This is a genomic window from Pseudomonas sp. FW306-02-D09B (assembly GCF_058782685.1).
Genome location: NZ_JBYSXY010000003.1, coordinates 270,599 through 287,937, shown reverse-complemented (window position 1 = coordinate 287,937; position 17,339 = coordinate 270,599). Strand labels below are relative to the sequence as shown.

Genomic DNA, 17,339 nt, shown 5'->3' with positions numbered 1-17,339 from the left:
TTCAAAGAACAAAACCGCAGGTGAAGTCATGACCCTAACCCAACCCTTGCAATTGCTGGCGCCGCTGTCCGGGGTGCTGATGCCGCTTGATCACGTACCGGATCCGGTGTTCGCCAGCCGGGTGATCGGCGACGGCCTGTGCATCGATCCGACCTCGCAGGTCCTTTGCGCACCGTTGGCCGGCGTAGTCAGCAATCTTCAACACAGCGGCCATGCGATCAGCATCACCGATGACAGCGGTGTGCAGGTGTTACTGCACATTGGCCTGGACACCGTGAACCTGAAAGGCCAGGGGTTCAGCGCCTTGGTCGAGCAGGGCCAGCGTGTCGAGGCCGGGCAGCCGTTGATCGAGTTCGATGCTGACTATATCGCCCTGCATGCCCGCAGCCTGTTGACCTTGATGCTGGTGGTCAGCGGCGAGCCCTTCAGTCTGCTGACACCGGACAGCGGTCTGGTGGCCTGTGCGCAGCCGGTGTTGCGCCTGAGCCTGGGCGATCCGCGTACCGTTGTTGCGCAGGAGGAGGGCGAAGCGCTGTTCTCCAAACCGGTTCATCTGCCTAACCCCAACGGTTTGCACGCACGGCCGGCGGCGGTCTTTGCGCAGGCGGCGAAAGGCTTTGCGGCGAGCATTTGCCTGCACAAGCAGCAGGACAGCGCCAACGCCAAGTCGCTGGTAGCGATCATGGCGTTGCAGACGGTGCATGGCGATGCGTTGCAGGTCAGTGCGGTGGGCGAAGATGCCGAATTGGCAATCAGCACGCTGGCTCAATTGCTGGCGGATGGTTGCGGTGAGGCTGTGACTCCGGTGGCAGTGGTAGCACCAGTGGTTGAGGCGCAGGAGGTATCGACGAAACTGCTGCGCGGTGTCTGTGCTTCAGCGGGTTCGGCCTTCGGCTACGTGGTGCAAGTCGCTGAACGTACCCTGGAAATGCCTGAGTTTGCCGCGGATCAACAGGTGGAGCGTGATTCGCTGGAACGTGCGCTGATGCACGCGACGCAGGCACTGCAACGCTTGCGTGACAACGCGGCGGGCGAGGCGCAGTCGGACATTTTCAAGGCGCATCAGGAACTGCTGGAAGACCCGAGCCTGCTGGAGCAAGCCCAGGCCCTGATCGCTGAGGGCAAGAGCGCGGCATTTGCCTGGAACAGCGCCACCGAAGCCACCGCTACTCTGTTCAAGTCGCTGGGCAGCACGTTGCTCGCTGAGCGCGCGTTGGACCTGATGGACGTCGGCCAGCGTGTGCTCAAGCTGATTCTCGGGGTGCCGGACGGTGTCTGGGAGTTGCCGGATCAGGCGATCTTGATTGCCGAACAACTGACGCCGTCGCAGACCGCTGCGCTGGATACCGGCAAAGTGTTGGGCTTCGCCACCGTCGGCGGAGGTGCCACCAGCCATGTGGCGATTCTCGCCCGGGCCCTGGGCTTGCCGGCGGTGTGTGGTTTACCGCTGCAAGTGCTGTCGCTGGCCAGTGGCACCCGAGTGCTGCTCGATGCCGACAAGGGCGAATTGCACCTGGACCCGGCAGTGTCGGTGATCGAGCAGTTGCATGCCAAACGCCAGCAGCAACGCCAGCGTCATCAACACGAGTTGGAAAACGCTGCACGGGCCGCCGTCACCCGCGACGGTCATCACTTCGAAGTCACGGCCAATGTGGCTTCGCTGGCCGAAACCGAGCAGGCCATGAGCCTCGGGGCTGAAGGTATCGGCCTGTTGCGTTCGGAGTTTTTGTATCAGCAGCGCAGCGTGGCGCCGAGTCACGATGAACAGGCCGGCACCTACAGCGCCATCGCCCGCGCACTGGGCCCGCAGCGCAATCTGGTGGTGCGCACGCTGGACGTCGGCGGCGACAAACCCTTGGCCTACGTGCCAATGGACAGCGAGGCCAATCCGTTTCTGGGGATGCGCGGGATTCGCTTGTGCCTGGAGCGTCCACAACTGCTGCGTGAGCAGTTCCGGGCGATTCTGAGCAGCGCCGGGCTGGCCCGTCTGCACATCATGTTGCCGATGGTCAGCCAGCTGTCGGAGCTGCGCCTGGCGCGGCTGATGCTTGAAGAAGAGGCGCTGGCGCTGGGGCTCAGGGAGCTGCCGAAACTCGGCATCATGATCGAGGTCCCGGCAGCGGCGCTGATGGCGGACCTGTTTGCGCCCGAGGTGGATTTCTTTTCCATCGGCACCAACGACCTGACCCAGTACACCTTGGCCATGGACCGCGATCACCCGCGCCTGGCCAGTCAGGCCGACAGTTTTCACCCTTCGGTGCTGCGCCTGATCGCCAGCACCGTGAAGGCCGCCCATGCCCATGGCAAGTGGGTCGGGGTGTGTGGCGCGCTGGCGTCGGAGACGTTGGCGGTGCCGCTGTTGCTGGGGTTAGGCGTGGATGAGCTGTCGGTCAGCGTGCCGCTGATTCCGGCGATCAAGGCCGCGATTCGCGAGGTCGAGCTCAGCGACTGTCAGGCCATCGCGCATCAGGTGCTGGGGCTGGAAAGTGCCGAGCAGGTCCGCGAGGCCTTGAGTGTGCAGCAGCAGGCAATGGTCGAAACTTCACAGGTGTTGGAGAGCTGAACATGTTCGAGAAAATGCAACGGGCGTTCTGGAAGGCGTTGACCCCGGATCTGGTGGTGGATGAGCCGAAGGTGGCTGCTCATCCTGTCTCCGGCCTGGCAGCGAATGTCATAGCCGCGCTGGGCGGGGCGAACAACCTCAAGTCGCAACAGCGGGTTGCCCTGACGCGGGTGCGGGTGGAGTTGAAGGATACCGCGCTGCTGGACGCGACGGCCTTGCGTGCAGCGGGTGTGCCGGGGGTGATGACGTTGGCGAGTGGCGTGGTGCATCTGATCACAGGACTGGATGCGTAACCGAATCCTGTGGCGAGGGAGCTTGCTCCCGCTCGGCTGCGAAGCAGTCGTAAAACCATCCTGCGCGCGGTGTCTGACGGAATGCGGTTTCAGGTTTTAGGGCCGCTTCGCGCCCCAGCGGGAGCAAGCTCCCTCGCCACAGGTAATCTGTGTCCCTTTGTTGCCCTTACTGTTTCTCATCCGCAGGTGTATCGTATTCGCCTTTTGCGGGCACTGGCCTGCCGCTGATACGTGAGGTTGTTGAGTTCATGTCCTTTACCCGTCGACAAATACTGGGTGGTCTGGCCGGTTTGGCAGTAGTGGGCGTCGGGGCCGGTGGTGCATCGCGTTACTGGCTGGGGAAAATGGCCGACGCCAGTGCGGGTCACGACTACGAGCTGATCGCCGCGCCGCTGGATGTCGAGCTGGTGCCGGGGCACAAAACCGAGGCCTGGGCCTTTGGTCCGTCGGCGCCGGGGACGGAACTGCGGGTACGTCAGGGCGAATGGCTGCGGGTGCGCTTCATCAACCATCTGCCGGTGCCTACGACCATTCACTGGCACGGCATCCGTTTGCCGCTGGAGATGGACGGCGTGCCGTACGTCTCGCAATTGCCAGTGCTGCCGGGCGAGTATTTCGACTACAAATTCCGCGTACCGGACGCTGGCAGCTACTGGTATCACCCGCACGTCAACAGCAGCGAAGAGCTGGGGCGCGGGCTGGTCGGGCCGCTGATCATCGAAGAACGCGAGCCCACCGGTTTCCACTATGAGAAGACCCTCAGCCTGAAAAGCTGGCACGTCGATGAAGAGGGCGCTTTTGTGCCGTTCAGCATTCCTCGTGAAGCGGCGCGCGGCGGCACGGCCGGGCGTCTGGCGACCATCAATGGCGTGCCACTGCCGGTGATCGACTTGCCGGCCGGGCAGATCACCCGGGTGCGCCTGCTGAATCTCGATAACACCCTGACTTACCGCCTCAACATTCCGGGCGTCGAAGCGCAGATCTACGCGCTCGACGGCAACCCGATCGAGCCGCGTCCGCTGGGCAAGGAATACTGGCTGGGGCCGGGCATGCGGATTTGCCTGGCGATCAAGGCCCCGGCGGCGGGTGAAGAATTGTCGCTGCGTAATGGGCCGGTGCGCATTGGCACCTTGCGCTCGGTGGCCAACACTGACGCACCAACCCAGTGGCCACCGGCGCTGCCGGCCAACCCGATTTCCGAGCCGGACCTGGCCAATGCCGAGAAGCTCAATTTCAATTTCGAGTGGGTTGGATCGGTGTCGGTGAACGTCGATAATGGCAAGCCGCCGAGCCTTTGGCAGATCAATGGCAAGGCCTGGGACATCACCGATAAAACCTGTGCCGACCGCCCGATTGCTACTCTGAAAAAAGGCAAAAGCTACATTTTCGAATTGAAGAACATGACCCAGTACCAGCACCCGGTTCACTTGCACGGCATGAGCTTCAAGGTCATTGCCTCGAACCGCAAAAAGATCATCCCGTATTTCACCGACACCTACCTGCTGGGCAAGAACGAGCGCGCCCAGGTGGCGCTGGTGGCGGATAACCCCGGGGTATGGATGTTCCACTGCCATGTGATCGATCACATGGAAACCGGCCTGATGGCCGCCATCGAGGTGGCCTGATGCGTCAGATACGCCCGGCGAAGATCATCGACCGTAGCCGCGATCAGGACTTCATGCGTGAGGCCCTGGCGCTGGCCGCGCAAGGTGCCGCCCTCGGTGAAGTGCCGGTGGGTGCGGTGCTGGTGCAGGACGGTGAAATCATCGGCCGCGGCTTCAATTGCCCGATCAGCGGCAGCGACCCCAGCGCCCACGCCGAAATGGTCGCGATCCGCGCTGCGGCGCAGGCCGTGAGCAACTATCGCCTGCCGGGCAGCACGCTGTACGTCACGCTGGAGCCGTGCAGCATGTGCGCCGGTTTGATCGTGCATTCACGGATTGCGCGGGTGGTCTACGGGGCGCTGGAGCCCAAGGCCGGGATCGTGCAAAGCCAGGGGCAGTTCTTCACCCAGGGCTTTCTCAACCACCGGGTGCTGGTCGAAGGCGGGGTCTTGGCCGAAGAGTGCGGCACGGTGCTGAGCGAGTTCTTCAAGGCCCGACGGGCCAAACCAACAGACTAAACACCCAACCAATGTGGGAAGGGCTTTTGTGGCGAGGGAGCTTGCTCCCGCGGGCCGGTCCGCGCTCGGGCGAAGCGGCCCTAAAAACAGTCAATGCGTTTTTAGCTGGATAGACCCTTTGCGAGTGCTATGCACTCGAGCGGGAGCAAGCTCCCTCGCCACAGGTGTGCTGCGTTATTTTTTGGCGACGATCACCGCGCGCATCGGCGCTGGCAGACCTTCAATCGTTTTGCTGTGATCGTCCGGATCGAGGAAGTCGCTCAGCGACTGATACTTCATCCACTCGGTCCCGCGTTGTTCTTCAACCGTGGTCACGCTGACATCCACGCAGCGCACATCGCTGAATCCGGCGCGGCGTAGCCAGAGCATCAGCGCCGGCACCGACGGCAGGAACCAGACGTTGCGCATCTGCGCATAACGGTCTTCCGGCACCAGCACCTGTTGCTCGTCACCTTCGATCACCAGCGTTTCCAGCACCAGCTCACCGCCCTTGACCAGGCAATCCTTCAGCGCCAGCAAATGCTCGATTGGCGAGCGGCGATGGTAGAACACGCCCATGGAAAACACGGTGTCGAAGCCTTCCAGATTCGGTGGCAGGTCTTCAAAAGGAAACGGCAGGTGCCAGGCGTTGGGCTCGGACAGGTAACGCTGCACTGCCTGGAACTGGCAGAAAAACAGCCAGTTCGGGTCGACGCCGATCACGCTGTCGGCACCCGCGCCGAGCATGCGCCACATGTAGTAGCCGTTGCCGCAGCCGACATCGAGAATGCGTTTACCTTTGAGGTCCAGGTGCGGGGCGACCCGCGACCACTTCCAGTCCGAGCGCCATTCGGTGTCGACGTGTACGCCGAACAGGTCGAACGGGCCTTTGCGCCAAGGCGACAACCCCATCAATGCGGTACGCATTTGCGCTCGGGTTTCATCATCGCAGTCGGTGTCGAGGGTCAGGCCGTTCAGCAGGTCGACTTCACTCGGCTGGAGCTTCGGCAAGGCGTCCAGCGCACTTTGCCAGCGCTCGAGGTCGCCGTGACCTTTTTCCATTTTCACGTCGAGTTGCGCTTGCAGGGTGTTGGCCCAATCGGCCAGTGGCGTACCGGCCAGACGGCGGGCGAGGGGAGACAGATCAATCATGGCAAGGCAATCAACGAGGCAAAGTTAAGACACTGGAACCACGGCACGACTTTCGAGAACCCGGCGGCCAGCAGGCGTTCGCGGTGTTCCTGGAGGCTGTCGGGCTTCATGACGTTTTCGATGGCGCTACGCTTCTGGGCGATTTCCAGTTCGCTGTAGCCGTTGGCGCGTTTGAAGGCGATGTGCAGGTCGGTGAGCAGTGCGTGCTCTTGCGCGTCTTCGAAACGCAGCTTCTCCGACAGAATCAGTGCACCGCCCGGCAACAGCGACTGACGAATACGTGCGAGCAGTGCCAGGCGTTGGTCCGGGGCGATGAATTGCAGGGTGAAGTTCAGCGCCACCACCGAGGCTGGTTTGAACTCCAGCGCGAGAATGTCGCCTTCGATCACTTCAACCGGCAGCAGCTCCTGGAACATCGAGTCCTGGCCGTTGAGGTATTCGCGGCAACGCTCGACCATCGCCGCCGAGTTATCCACCGCGATTACCCGGCAACCGTCGGTGCGCACGTGACGGCGCAGGGCCTGGGTCACCGCGCCAAGCGACGAACCGAGGTCGTAGAGCACGCTACCCGGTTGGGCGAACTGCGCCGCGAGCACGCCGAGGTTTTCGACTATGGTCGGGTAACCCGGCACCGAGCGCTTGATCATGTCCGGGAACACCCGCACCACGTCCTCGTTAAAGGCGAAGTCAGGCACCTGGGCCAAAGGCTGGGCGAAAAGGCGATCGGATTCTTTGCTCACGGCGGTTCCAGCGGCGGATGTGGAAAAGGCCGGCATTTTAGCCAACTTGGCGCGTGGATGCGCGGGTTGTCTGATAAACCGCCTGGTTCACGCAATCTGTGCGGCGAGCGGGCTTTTGTGGCGAGGGGGCTTGCCCCCGTTCGAGTGCATAGCACTCGCAAAGGGTCTATCCAGCTAAAAACGCATTGACTGTTTTTAGGGCCGCTACGCGCCCCAACGGGGGCAAGCCCCCTCGCCACAGGGTTCAGCGCGGTTTCTGGTGGAACGCCGACGCGGTAATCCCCCATTGTCCCAGCCAGTAGCTGAGGATGATCACGTAGGGCGCAGCCTCGAACGGCACGACAAAACGGCTGATGCCGATCACGCTGTCGGAGAACACAAACGCCAACGCACCAGCGGCCGCCAATAGCGCCGAGCGCTTGGGCACGTCGCTGCCCAAACGGGCCAGGGCACGCCAAAGCATGGCGCTGATGGCCACGCCGTAGACGATCACCGGAACCAGCAACGGCCCCAGGCCATGGCTGATCAGAATCCCCAGCAGCACGGCACCGACGCCTAGCGCGAAGATCAGCGGCGCCAGCGCCAGGCGTCGGCAATCACTCAAGTAGGCTTTCAAGTACACCAGGTGCGCCACCAGAAACGCGCCGAGGCCAAACACGAACAAATCCCCCGGCCACGCCAGCAGCACATCGCCAAGTACGGAAAACATCAGGCCTAGGCTGATCCAGCGCCGATAGTCGCTGGGCGGCGCGTCGTGCAGCCAGCCGAGCAGCGCCAACACCGGCAACGGTTTGACCACTAGGCACAGCAACGCGGCGTGCACGCTCACTCCGTAGAGAAACGTTACCGCGCCCATCAGCGCCAGAATCAGCCAGCCCATGATCAGTTGACCGAAATCGCGCAGTCGAAGGTTTGCGCGGGTTCGACTTCCGGTTCCCACGGCTGTTGATAAGTCAGGCGCAAACGCCCGTTGCCTGCGGCGAAGGCTTGAAAGCGCCAGGTCGATTGCCCGCCACTGCCCACCAACCCGGTGTTCTCCGGGTTACTGTAAACCTCGGGGCTGATCGCCCGCAGCACACCGCCGGCAGAATCCTGGATCGCCCAGCGATAACCGGTGGTCGGGTTGCTTGGCAGGGTCAGGATCAGGTGTTGCCCGTTGTTCAGTTGCACCGGGCATTCGCTTTGTTTTTCCACCGTCACGTTGTGTTTCGGTTGAGTGGCGCAGGCGGCCAGCAGGGCGAGGCTCAGGGGCAGAAGCAGACGGGTAGGGGACATTGGATCGGGAACTCCGGTAATCACGACGAACGGCGAGCATAACCGAAGATGAATCAAAGTGTGACGGTCCCGACTGAGACGGCCGAAGGTCTGGCGTCGTGAGTGCTGACGCCATCACGGGCAAGCCTTGCTCCTACAGATTGTGCGGACCGTAGGAGCAAGGCTTGCCAGCGATGGCGATGGTAATGGCGCTACATCACTGTCAGAACAATACCTTCGCCACATCCGCAAAGTGCATGGCTGTTTTTCAGAGGAGAGTTGGTGTCACTCAACTGTTACGAGCAAGTCGTCACTCCACCGCGAAGTATGCTCTTTAAATACTTGCCTGCATTTGAGTACATAGGGACCGGGCATCAGAGACCACCCAGGGGACGCCTTCCACCACCCTGCTCGATCGGGGCGAACGCTGGTTTGGTAAGTGAGGGCGGGAGGGACCATTTTTGTCAGCTCAATTTCAATATTGGTGCTCAGGTGAAAACCTGTGCCTTCGATCATTTGTTCGTGCTGAGGCAGCAGTTCTCCAGCGCGAGGCTTCGTAATGACCGGTGGAGCGAGCAATTTTGTGAAGAATACTTTTTCGCTTGGCTCTGAGATTTCGCCGTTCCAATGTTCCTGCCTTACACGAACCCAGGCATCTTTTTTAGGGTACTCAAAGTTAACGGGTGGTTTGAGAACCTTCCAGCTCCCGTCCGATTCCACGTTGGCCACTCTTTCCCAAGAAGTCTCGGCCATGTAGTACGGGTTTACGAAAATTGCGTTGCCGACTTCACCGGTCCCTTCCATCAGTAGCGTTTCAACCTCGTCCCGCTCCTTTGGACTCAAGATAACGGGAGGGGCTAATACAACGACTTTTTCTTCCATGATTGCTCACTCTAGAACGTGGGGTGAGCAGCCGTTTTATCAAGTTCGAAGATTAGCGCCACCTGTTAGAAATAACAGTTCCGACAGGTGGCGTTAATGAACAGTGCATCAGGTGTCAGAACAACACCTTCGCCACATCCGCAAAGCGCTTGGCGAAGTGCACGGTAATCCCTTCCTTCAGGTAGTCCGGCAGCTCCTCAAAACTGCCACGGTTAGGCTCCGGCAGGATCAGTTCGAAGATCTTCTGCCGACGCGCTGCGATTACTTTCTCGCGGACCCCGCCAATCGGCAACACATGCCCGGTCAACGTCAGTTCACCGGTCATGGCCACACCTTTTTTCGGCGGCTGGTTGCGCGCCAGCGAGAGCAGGGCGCTGGCCATGGTTACGCCGGCGCTTGGGCCGTCTTTCGGTGTTGCACCTTCTGGCACGTGGAGGTGGATGAACGCTTCGTCGAAGAACTTCGCGTCGCCACCGAATTGCTTGAGGTGCGAGCTGACGTAGCTGTAGGCGATCTCGGCCGATTCCTTCATCACATCGCCTAGTTGCCCGGTGAGCTTGAAGCCGCGGTTGAGGGTGTGAATGCGCGTGGCTTCGATCGGCAAGGTTGCGCCGCCCATGCTGGTCCAGGCCAGGCCGGTGATGACCCCGGTGCCGGACAACACTTGTTCGTTGCGAAACACCGGCATGCCGAGTGAGGCTTCGAGGTCTTTGGGGCCGATCTTGATCACAGCTTTCGGTTCGTCGATCAGCTTCACCACCGCTTTGCGCACCAGTTTGCCCAGTTGTTTTTCCAACTGGCGTACCCCGGCTTCGCGGGCGTAACCGTCGATCAGGGCTTTCAGCGCGCTGTCGCTGATGGACAGGCTGGTTTTCGACACCCCGGCTTTCTCAAGCTGTTTTGGCCACAGGTGACGCTTGGCAATGGCGACCTTTTCTTCGGTGATGTAACCCGACAGGCGAATCACTTCCATCCGGTCGAGCAAGGGACCTGGGATCGAGTCCAGGGTGTTGGCGGTGCAGACGAACAGCACTTTCGACAGGTCCAGGCGCAGGTCCAGGTAATGGTCGAGGAATTCGACGTTCTGTTCCGGGTCGAGGGTTTCCAGCAGCGCCGAGGCCGGGTCGCCCTGGAAGCTTTGGCCCATCTTGTCGATTTCGTCGAGCATGATCACCGGGTTCATCACTTCAACGTCTTTCAACGCCTGGACCAGTTTGCCCGGCAGTGCGCCGATGTAGGTGCGGCGGTGGCCCTTGATCTCGGCTTCGTCGCGCATACCGCCGACGCTGAAGCGATAGAACGGTCGCCCCAGCGACTCGGCGATGGATTTGCCGACGCTGGTCTTGCCCACGCCCGGCGGGCCGACCAACAACACGATGGAGCCGGCGATCTCACCTTTGTAGGCGCCGACTGCAAGGAATTCGAGGATTCGGTCCTTGATGTCGTCGAGCCCGGCGTGGTGTTGGTCGAGGACTTTGCGCGCGTGTTTGAGGTCGAGTTTGTCCTCGCCATAAACGCCCCACGGCACCGCTGTCGCCCACTCCAGGTAGTTGCGGGTGACGGCGTATTCCGGCGAACCGGTTTCGAGGATCGACAGCTTGTTCATTTCCTCTTCGATGCGTTTCTGCGCCTGTGGCGGCAGGACCTTGCCCACCAGCCGCTGCTCGAACTGCTCGACGTCGGCGCTGCGGTCGTCCTTGGTCAGCCCCAGTTCCTGCTGGATGACCTTGAGTTGTTCCTTGAGGAAAAACTCGCGCTGGTGCTCGCCGATCTTGCGGTTCACTTCGGCAGAGATTTCTTTCTGCAAGCGCGCGACTTCGACTTCCTTGCGCAGCATCGGCAGGACTTTTTCCATGCGCTTGAGCATTGGCACGCAGTCGAGCACTTCTTGCAGCTCGCTGCCGGTGGCCGAGGTCAGGGCGGCGGCGAAGTCGGTCAGTGGCGACGGATCGTTGGGGCTGAAGCGGTTGAGGTAGTTTTTCAGCTCTTCGCTGTACAGCGGGTTGAGCGGCAGCAGTTCCTTGATCGCGTTGATCAGCGCCATGCCGTAGGCCTTGACCTCATCGGTCGGCTCGCTTGGCTGGTGCGGGTATTCGACTTCCACCAGGTACGGTGGGCGATGGTGCTTGAGCCAGGTCTTGAGGCGTACGCGGGTCAGGCCCTGGGCGACGAATTGCAGTTTGCCGTTTTCGCGGCTGGCGTGATGGATCTTCACCAGGGTGCCGTAAAGCGGCAGGGCGGAGGTGTCGAAGTGCCGTGGGTCTTCCTGCGGGGTGTCCATGAAGAACAGCGCGAGCGAGTGATGTTCGGACTTGGCGACCAGGTCGAGGGTTTCGGCCCAGGGTTCTTCGTTGACGATCACCGGCAGTACTTGCGCGGGGAAGAACGGGCGGTTGTGAATCGGGATGATGTAGACCTTGTCCGGCAGGTTCTGGCCGGGCAGGGCCAGGCCTTTGCCTGATGAGGTGGGGTGTTCGGCGTGTTCGGGGTCGGCGTAGTCGCTCGGGTTATCCGGGAATTCTTGCTGGTCGCTCATGGGGCACCTGCGCAATGGGGTATGAGGGATAGATGGGGCAGGTGGTGGGTGGTTTCAATGGGGGGCGGTTGTTAGCGGGTGTTTCATAGAGTGTATTCACCCAACTATTGTAGGAGCCGAGCTTGCTCGCGATGGCGGCCTGACAGCCGGCCAACCTCTTGCTGATGTACACAGTTCAACTGTGGGAGCTGGCTTGCCTGCGATGGCGGCCTGACAGCTGGCCTATCTCCCGCAGATGTACCCCAATCAAAAGTGTGGGAGCTGGCTTGCCTGCGATGGCGGCCTGACAGCCGGCCCATCTCCCGCAGATGTACACCAATCAAAAGTGTGGGAGCTGGCTTGCCTGCGATGGCGGCCTGACAGCCGACCAATCTCTTGCAGATGTACATATCCATTCCTGCGGTAACGGCCGCTTAGGGTTTCGCCTGACGGCGACTCACTTTTTTTACAAGCGCCTAAAAAAAGTAAGCAAAAAAACGCTCGCCCCAAGCGTACGGCACCTCGCTTAGGCTCGGCGTTCCCTCGCTACGGTATTCATCAGGGGGCATCGCCTACGGTCTGCTTCGCGACGACCTCCTCTCGATGTGTCCGGCTGCGCCGTACGGCGCTGCGCGCCCACCCCCTGATGAACACCTGCGCTCGGCCTTCCGATAGGGGCGGGTGGATCAAGATCAACAGCACGGCGGCCTGACAGCCGGCCTGAGTGGTGGGGGGGTGTACGGGTTTAGAGGCTGATGTACATTAATTAAAATGGTGGGACGGGCCGGGCGGCCCTCCCACAGTCCGGTGTTACGGCGCCTCTGGCTGATCGAAATTATCCAGTGCCCGATTCACCAGCAGCTCCCCCAACGAGACCATCTGCTGAATCGCCAGCGCCACGTGCCGGCGCGTGCCTTCGAGCTCGAACGCCAGATCGCTGGCCAGCACATTGACCGAGGCGAGTGTTTCCGAGGCATGCGCCAGCAAGGTTTCGTTATCCAGATCAGGGATGACCGCGAAGATATTGGAGGGACGTTTGTCGGGCAGGTTGCCCTTGTCGAACGGCGGTTTCAGGTAGTGATCCAGCGCCCGTTCTGCGGCGTCGTGGAGTTTTTTCGAGTCGGTGGAGGCGTAAGGGGAAGTGCTTGGGGTTTCAGGGGAATCGGGAGTGACTTTGTGCATGGTGACGCTCCTATGTGCACCTGGAGTGTGTTCGGACGGTCAAACCCGGTCGCTGAATGGGCAGCGACCGCCAAAGACTAGTGATGCGGCTTCCCACCGACAACCTGAAAACCATGTCGGAAGCTTCTCTGAGTCCTACTCATTGGATAAACACACAACCTGTGGCGAGGGGGCTTGCCCCCGCTCGAGTGCGAAGCGCTCGCAAACCCAGCGAACCGGGTGTGTCTGACAAAACCCGATTGCAGGTTTTGGGGCCGCTTCGCAGCCCAGCGGGGGCAAGCCCCCTCGCCACAGTACGGTGTTGCATCAGATATCTGTGGGCTACAAAAAAGGCGACTACCGTGAGGTAGTCGCCTTCGTTTTAACTGCGGTTAACGCTTATTCCGACAGTTTGTAAGCGATCACATAGTCGCCCATTTTGGTGCCCAGCGAACCGTGGCCGCCAACGACCAGCAGCACGTACTGTTTGCCGTCCTTGCCGGTGTAGGTCATTGGTGTGGCTTGGCCGCCGGCCGGTAGGCGCGACTTCCACAGTTCCTTGCCGTTGTTGACGTCATAGGCACGCAGGTACTGGTCCAGGGTGCCGCTGAGGAAGCCGACGCCGCCGGCAGTGACGATCGAGCCGCCCATGCTTGGCACGCCGATTGGCAGGCCGATAGGCAGTGGCGAGCTGTCGCGGCTGGTGCCGTTTTTGCGTTTCCACACCACTTTGTTGGTGGTCAGGTCGATACCGGCGACGTAGCCCCAGGCTGGAGCCTGGCACGGTACGCCGAATGGCGACATGAACGGGTGCATGGTCACCGCGTACGGTGCGCCGGTGTTGGGTTGGACGCCCGAGGTCTCGCTCTCGCGCTTGCTCCCGGCAGCCACTTCAGCCTGCGGGATCAGTTTGGAGACGAATGCCATGTAGTTCGGGCTGGTGAACAGCATCTGGCGAACCGGGTCGAGCGACACGCTGCCCCAGTTGAACACACCAACGTTACCCGGATAGATCAAGCTGCCCTGCAACGACGGCGGGGTGTACTGGCCTTCGTAGCGCAGTTGCTTGAACTGGATGCGGCAGAGCATCTGGTCGAACGGGCTGGCGCCCCACATGGCCTTCTCGGTCAGATCCGGAGCGAGCAGGTTGAGGTCCGAGCGAGCCTGGGTCGGCGCGGTATGGTCGCCGGTGACTGCGCCTTGCGGCGCCGGCACTTCGCGAATCGGCACGATCGGTGTGCCGTTGCGACGGTCGAGCACATACAGGCTGCCCTGCTTGGTCGGTGCGATCAGCGCCGGCTTGATGCCGTCGGCGGTTTTCATGTCGAGCAGGGTCGGCTGGCTGCCGACGTCCATGTCCCACAGGTCGTGGTGGGTGAACTGGAAGTTCCAGCGCACTTTGCCGGTCGCCAGGTCCAGGGCCACCATGCCGGCGCTGAATTTCTCTGCGCCCGGCGTGCGGTCGGCACCCCACTGGTCAGGCATCTGGTTGCCCAGCGGCAGGTAGACCATGCCCAGTTTCTCGTCGACGCTGGCCAGCGACCACATGTTCGGCGAATTGCGGGTGTAGGTCTTGCCCGGTGCCAAAGGCTCGGTCGCTTCAGGGTTGCCGCTGTCCCAGTTCCAGACCAGGTGACCGTCGCGGATGTCGAAGGCGCGGATTACGCCCGACGGCTCGTTGGTCGATTCGTTGTCGGTGACGTGGCCGCCCATGATCACCAGATCACGGGTGATCGCTGCCGGCGAGGTCGCGTAGTAGCCACCGGGGGTGAACGGACCAATACCTTGGGTCAGGTCAACCACGCCGTGATCGCCGAAGCCTTCGCAGACTTTGCCGGTGTCGGCGTTCAGGGCGATCAGGCGAGCATCGGCGGTAGGCAGGTAGAGGCGACGCGGGCAGGCTTGCGCAACCGCTTTGCCAGCTTCGGAGATGACCGCGCTCGACGCGTTGTCAGCCTTGGCGTAGGCGTTCTCGTCGTAGTAGGAAACGCCACGGCAGGTCATGTGGGCGAAGCCCTTGAAGCCCACCGGGCTCTTGATCTGCGGGTCGAAGCGCCAGATTTCCTTGCCGGTGTCCGGGTCCAGCGCCAGCACCTTGCTGTGGGCGGTGCAGGCATAGAGCATGCCGTTGACCTTCAGCGGGGTGTTTTCGTTGGTCAGCTCCACCGGGTCATCGGCGGTCGGCAGATCGCCGGTGCGGATGCGCCAGGCTTCCTGCAGCTTGCCGACGTTGGCCGGGGTGATCTGCTTCAGCGGCGAGTAGCGGTCGCCGAATTCGGTACGGCCATAGGCCTGCCACTCGCCTTCGGGCATTGCTGGCGCGGTGCTGGTCATGTCGGCAGTGTCGCGGCCCAACTCGCCCATGATCTCACCCGGGTGGGTGAATTGGCTGGCAACGGCGGTGGCGCCGGCCAGGACCACTGCCACGCTCAGCGCGGCAGTGCCCAGCGGCGCGGCGCCATCACGCAGCAGCGGACGGCGGAACCACGGCAACAGCAGGACTACGCCAAGGGCGAACCACAGCGACAGACGTGGCACCAGTTGCCACCAGTCGAGGCCGATTTCCCACAGCGCCCACACCGTACTGGCGAACAGCACCACGGCGTACAGGCCCAGCGCCGCACGGCGGGCAGCCAGCAGCAAAATCCCGGTCAGCACCAGGCCGATACCGGCCAGCAGGTAATACAGCGAGCCGCCGAGCATGCTCAGCTTGATCCCCCCGGCCAGCAAGGCCAGGCCCATTAGCAGAAGCACGATACCGAGCAGGCTCGGTAGCAGACGGCTTCGACTCAAAGCACCATCAGTGCTCATAGTGTGGTTCTCCGTGACGTTTAAGTAGTCCCGCGCCTGTTCACTGTAGATGACGATCAGGCGCAAGCAGGTTTCAGTACAAAAAGCTCAGTGATGCATTCCTTGTGGGAGCGGGCTTGCTCGCGAAAGCGATGGGTCAGTCAACATTGATGTCGAAGCTGACGGCCCCTTCGCGAGCAAGCCCGCTCCCACAGGGTTTGTAGCGTTGGTTAGAACGACGACTGGATTTTGATCCCGCCGATCAGCGCGTCATCGACCTCATTCACGCCACCGGGATGGCGGATGTATTGCAGGTTCGGGCGTACGGTCAGCCAGTTGGTTACATGCACGCCGTAATAGAGTTCGGCGCTGTATTCGGTGTCTTGCGGCGGCAGGTAGGACGGGTCGTTGAAGTCGAAGACCGCATGCGCCTGGTTGATCGCCTCGGCGTTTTTGCGGAAGGCCGGGTTGACGTGAACCCGGGCCATGGCGAAGCCGATGTCGTCTTTGCTGCGGGCATCGAACAGGCCTTTGTAGACGACACCGGCCTGGACATAGTTGTCGACGGCGTTGGTCTTTTTGTCGTGCATCGTGCCGTTGGCAAACACACTCAAGCCTCGCGAGTTATCGCTGGCGCGGCTGGTCAGTTGCTGCTGCACGCCCAGCCAGACGCCGTGCTTGCTCGATGCGCTGCGGTAGGGCTGACCACTCAGGGCTGCGGGTTGGCCGTTGCTGTCCTTGTAGACGTCGGTGGCCTTGGCGCTGCTGTAGTAGTAACCGGCGCGGTATTCGCCCGGCAGGCCATTGAGCTTCGGTGTCCACACCAGCTCCACCGGCAGCACCGTGCCTTGGGTGCCGCTGCCGCTGAGCTTGAAGCCATTGTCGCGATCCAGGTTCGACGGGTTCTGCTCGTACGCACCGATTTGGGCGTAGAGCTCGGGCGTCAGGTGATATTTGACCCGCAGCGCCCATTGGCTGACCGGCCAGTTGTACCAGATGCCACCGGCCCAGTTGCCGACCTGGGAGCCGCAGAACGCCAGGTTCTGGAAGTCGCAGGGGAAGCTGTTGAAGTCTTCGCCTTCGCCAAAACGGCCGGCCTTGATGTCGAGTTTCTGATCGAAGAATTTCTGCTGATACCACATCTGCGTCAGCCGGGTGGTCTGACCACGGCCCCAGACTTCCTGGGCCGAGGTGAAGCCGCCGACACGCGGATCATTGACCCGGTCGTTGCTGATGTTGTTGCCGTTGCGTTCGGTGATGGTCAGCTGAAATTCAGCGTCGTGCCAGCCGAGGATCTTTTGCAGGTCCAGGTGCGTGCCGAGGCCGAACTGGTCGCTGTAGCGCGCGGTGCGGTCGTGGTCGTAGCCGCCGTGCAGGTTGCTGCCCATCTCGCCGGTGTAGTCGAGCTTGAAGTCGTAGCCTTTTTCCGCAAGTTCGGTCCGTGTGCCGTTCCAGTCGCCGAGCATCCACGGTGAGTCGCTATCGAATGCAGGGGCAGCTTGAGTGCAAGTGGCAAGGCCGAGGGCGCTGAGCCCACCGATCAGGCTTATGGCTTTTCGAGCAGCAATAGTGGGGCGGACAGCGCTGTCTCGCAAAGTCTGAATGTCAGGCATAGAGAAGGAATTCTTGGTCTTTTAGGGGAAGAGAGCTGAACGCCGCGAGGGGAAATCGGGCAGGTGAAGCGATTCAGCTTTTAGGCCTGCAAGGATAATGATCTGTAACAAAGAGAGAAAGGGCTTTTCTTGACATGGATCATTTCGGATTTGGTAACAGTGTGCGGTCATCCTTGAAAAGATCGCAGCCTGTGGCAGCTCCACATCGGAAGGTGAACACCCGCAGGCTGCGAACTTTCAGAGTTCACCTACATTTAACCGATAGCGCACAGAGT

Annotated in this window: 13 protein-coding genes; 4 read left to right on the top strand and 9 right to left on the bottom strand. The window is 61.4% G+C overall.

Going from position 1 to position 17,339, the window contains the following annotated elements; translation table 11 throughout:
- Positions 1-28 precede the first annotated feature (28 nt).
- The 4 genes from ptsP (at position 29) to tadA (ending at position 4,978) form a co-directional block, all read left to right on the top strand.
- Positions 29-2,563 (top strand): phosphoenolpyruvate--protein phosphotransferase, encoded by a 2,535-nt coding sequence (gene ptsP / locus AC3WK5_RS08015; RefSeq protein ID WP_103319282.1) that lies wholly within the window; start codon positions 29-31, stop codon positions 2,561-2,563.
- 2 nt (positions 2,564-2,565) lie between these two features.
- Positions 2,566-2,856 carry a PTS sugar transporter subunit IIB gene (locus AC3WK5_RS08010; protein WP_103319284.1) on the top strand — a complete coding sequence of 97 codons (291 nt, stop codon included), beginning with the start codon at positions 2,566-2,568 and terminating at the stop codon, positions 2,854-2,856.
- Between the two features lie 248 nt (positions 2,857-3,104).
- Positions 3,105-4,481 carry a multicopper oxidase family protein gene (locus tag AC3WK5_RS08005; protein ID WP_103319287.1) on the top strand — a complete coding sequence of 459 codons (1,377 nt, stop codon included), beginning with the start codon at positions 3,105-3,107 and terminating at the stop codon, positions 4,479-4,481.
- Positions 4,481-4,978 (top strand): tRNA adenosine(34) deaminase TadA, encoded by a 498-nt coding sequence (tadA, locus tag AC3WK5_RS08000; protein ID WP_054595828.1) that lies wholly within the window; start codon positions 4,481-4,483, stop codon positions 4,976-4,978. Before AC3WK5_RS08005 ends, tadA begins: the two co-directional genes overlap by 1 nt.
- Positions 4,979-5,152: 174 nt before the next feature.
- Here tadA and cmoB read toward each other — a convergent pair whose 3' ends face one another.
- The 9 genes from cmoB to AC3WK5_RS07955 form a co-directional block, all read right to left on the bottom strand.
- Positions 5,153-6,109 (bottom strand): tRNA 5-methoxyuridine(34)/uridine 5-oxyacetic acid(34) synthase CmoB, encoded by a 957-nt coding sequence (gene cmoB, locus AC3WK5_RS07995; protein WP_103319289.1) that lies wholly within the window; start codon positions 6,107-6,109, stop codon positions 5,153-5,155.
- Positions 6,106-6,885, bottom strand: a complete 780-nt coding sequence (gene cmoA, locus AC3WK5_RS07990; protein WP_177474908.1) for a carboxy-S-adenosyl-L-methionine synthase CmoA — start codon at positions 6,883-6,885, stop codon at positions 6,106-6,108. The genes cmoB and cmoA overlap by 4 nt, the downstream gene beginning before the upstream one ends.
- Positions 6,886-7,093: 208 nt before the next feature.
- Complete coding sequence (locus AC3WK5_RS07985) at positions 7,094-7,729, bottom strand: lysoplasmalogenase (protein ID WP_103319291.1); 636 nt, start codon at positions 7,727-7,729, stop codon at positions 7,094-7,096.
- Positions 7,730-7,731: 2 nt separating this feature from the next.
- Complete coding sequence (locus tag AC3WK5_RS07980; RefSeq protein WP_054595832.1) at positions 7,732-8,124, bottom strand: protease inhibitor I42 family protein; 393 nt, start codon at positions 8,122-8,124, stop codon at positions 7,732-7,734.
- Positions 8,125-8,388: 264 nt separating this feature from the next.
- Positions 8,389-8,985 (bottom strand): hypothetical protein, encoded by a 597-nt coding sequence (locus AC3WK5_RS07975; protein WP_103319294.1) that lies wholly within the window; start codon positions 8,983-8,985, stop codon positions 8,389-8,391.
- A gap of 115 nt (positions 8,986-9,100) precedes the next feature.
- Positions 9,101-11,521, bottom strand: a complete 2,421-nt coding sequence (gene lon, locus AC3WK5_RS07970) for an endopeptidase La (RefSeq protein WP_103319296.1) — start codon at positions 11,519-11,521, stop codon at positions 9,101-9,103.
- A gap of 789 nt (positions 11,522-12,310) precedes the next feature.
- Positions 12,311-12,682: a DUF6124 family protein gene (locus AC3WK5_RS07965; RefSeq protein ID WP_103320061.1), complete on the bottom strand. Its 372-nt coding sequence runs from the start codon at positions 12,680-12,682 to the stop codon at positions 12,311-12,313.
- A gap of 378 nt (positions 12,683-13,060) precedes the next feature.
- Positions 13,061-15,472: a glucose/quinate/shikimate family membrane-bound PQQ-dependent dehydrogenase gene (locus AC3WK5_RS07960; RefSeq protein WP_103322152.1), complete on the bottom strand. Its 2,412-nt coding sequence runs from the start codon at positions 15,470-15,472 to the stop codon at positions 13,061-13,063.
- A 209-nt stretch (positions 15,473-15,681) separates the two neighbouring features.
- Positions 15,682-17,064, bottom strand: a complete 1,383-nt coding sequence (locus AC3WK5_RS07955) for a carbohydrate porin (RefSeq protein ID WP_103320064.1) — start codon at positions 17,062-17,064, stop codon at positions 15,682-15,684.
- Positions 17,065-17,339: the final 275 nt, after the last annotated feature.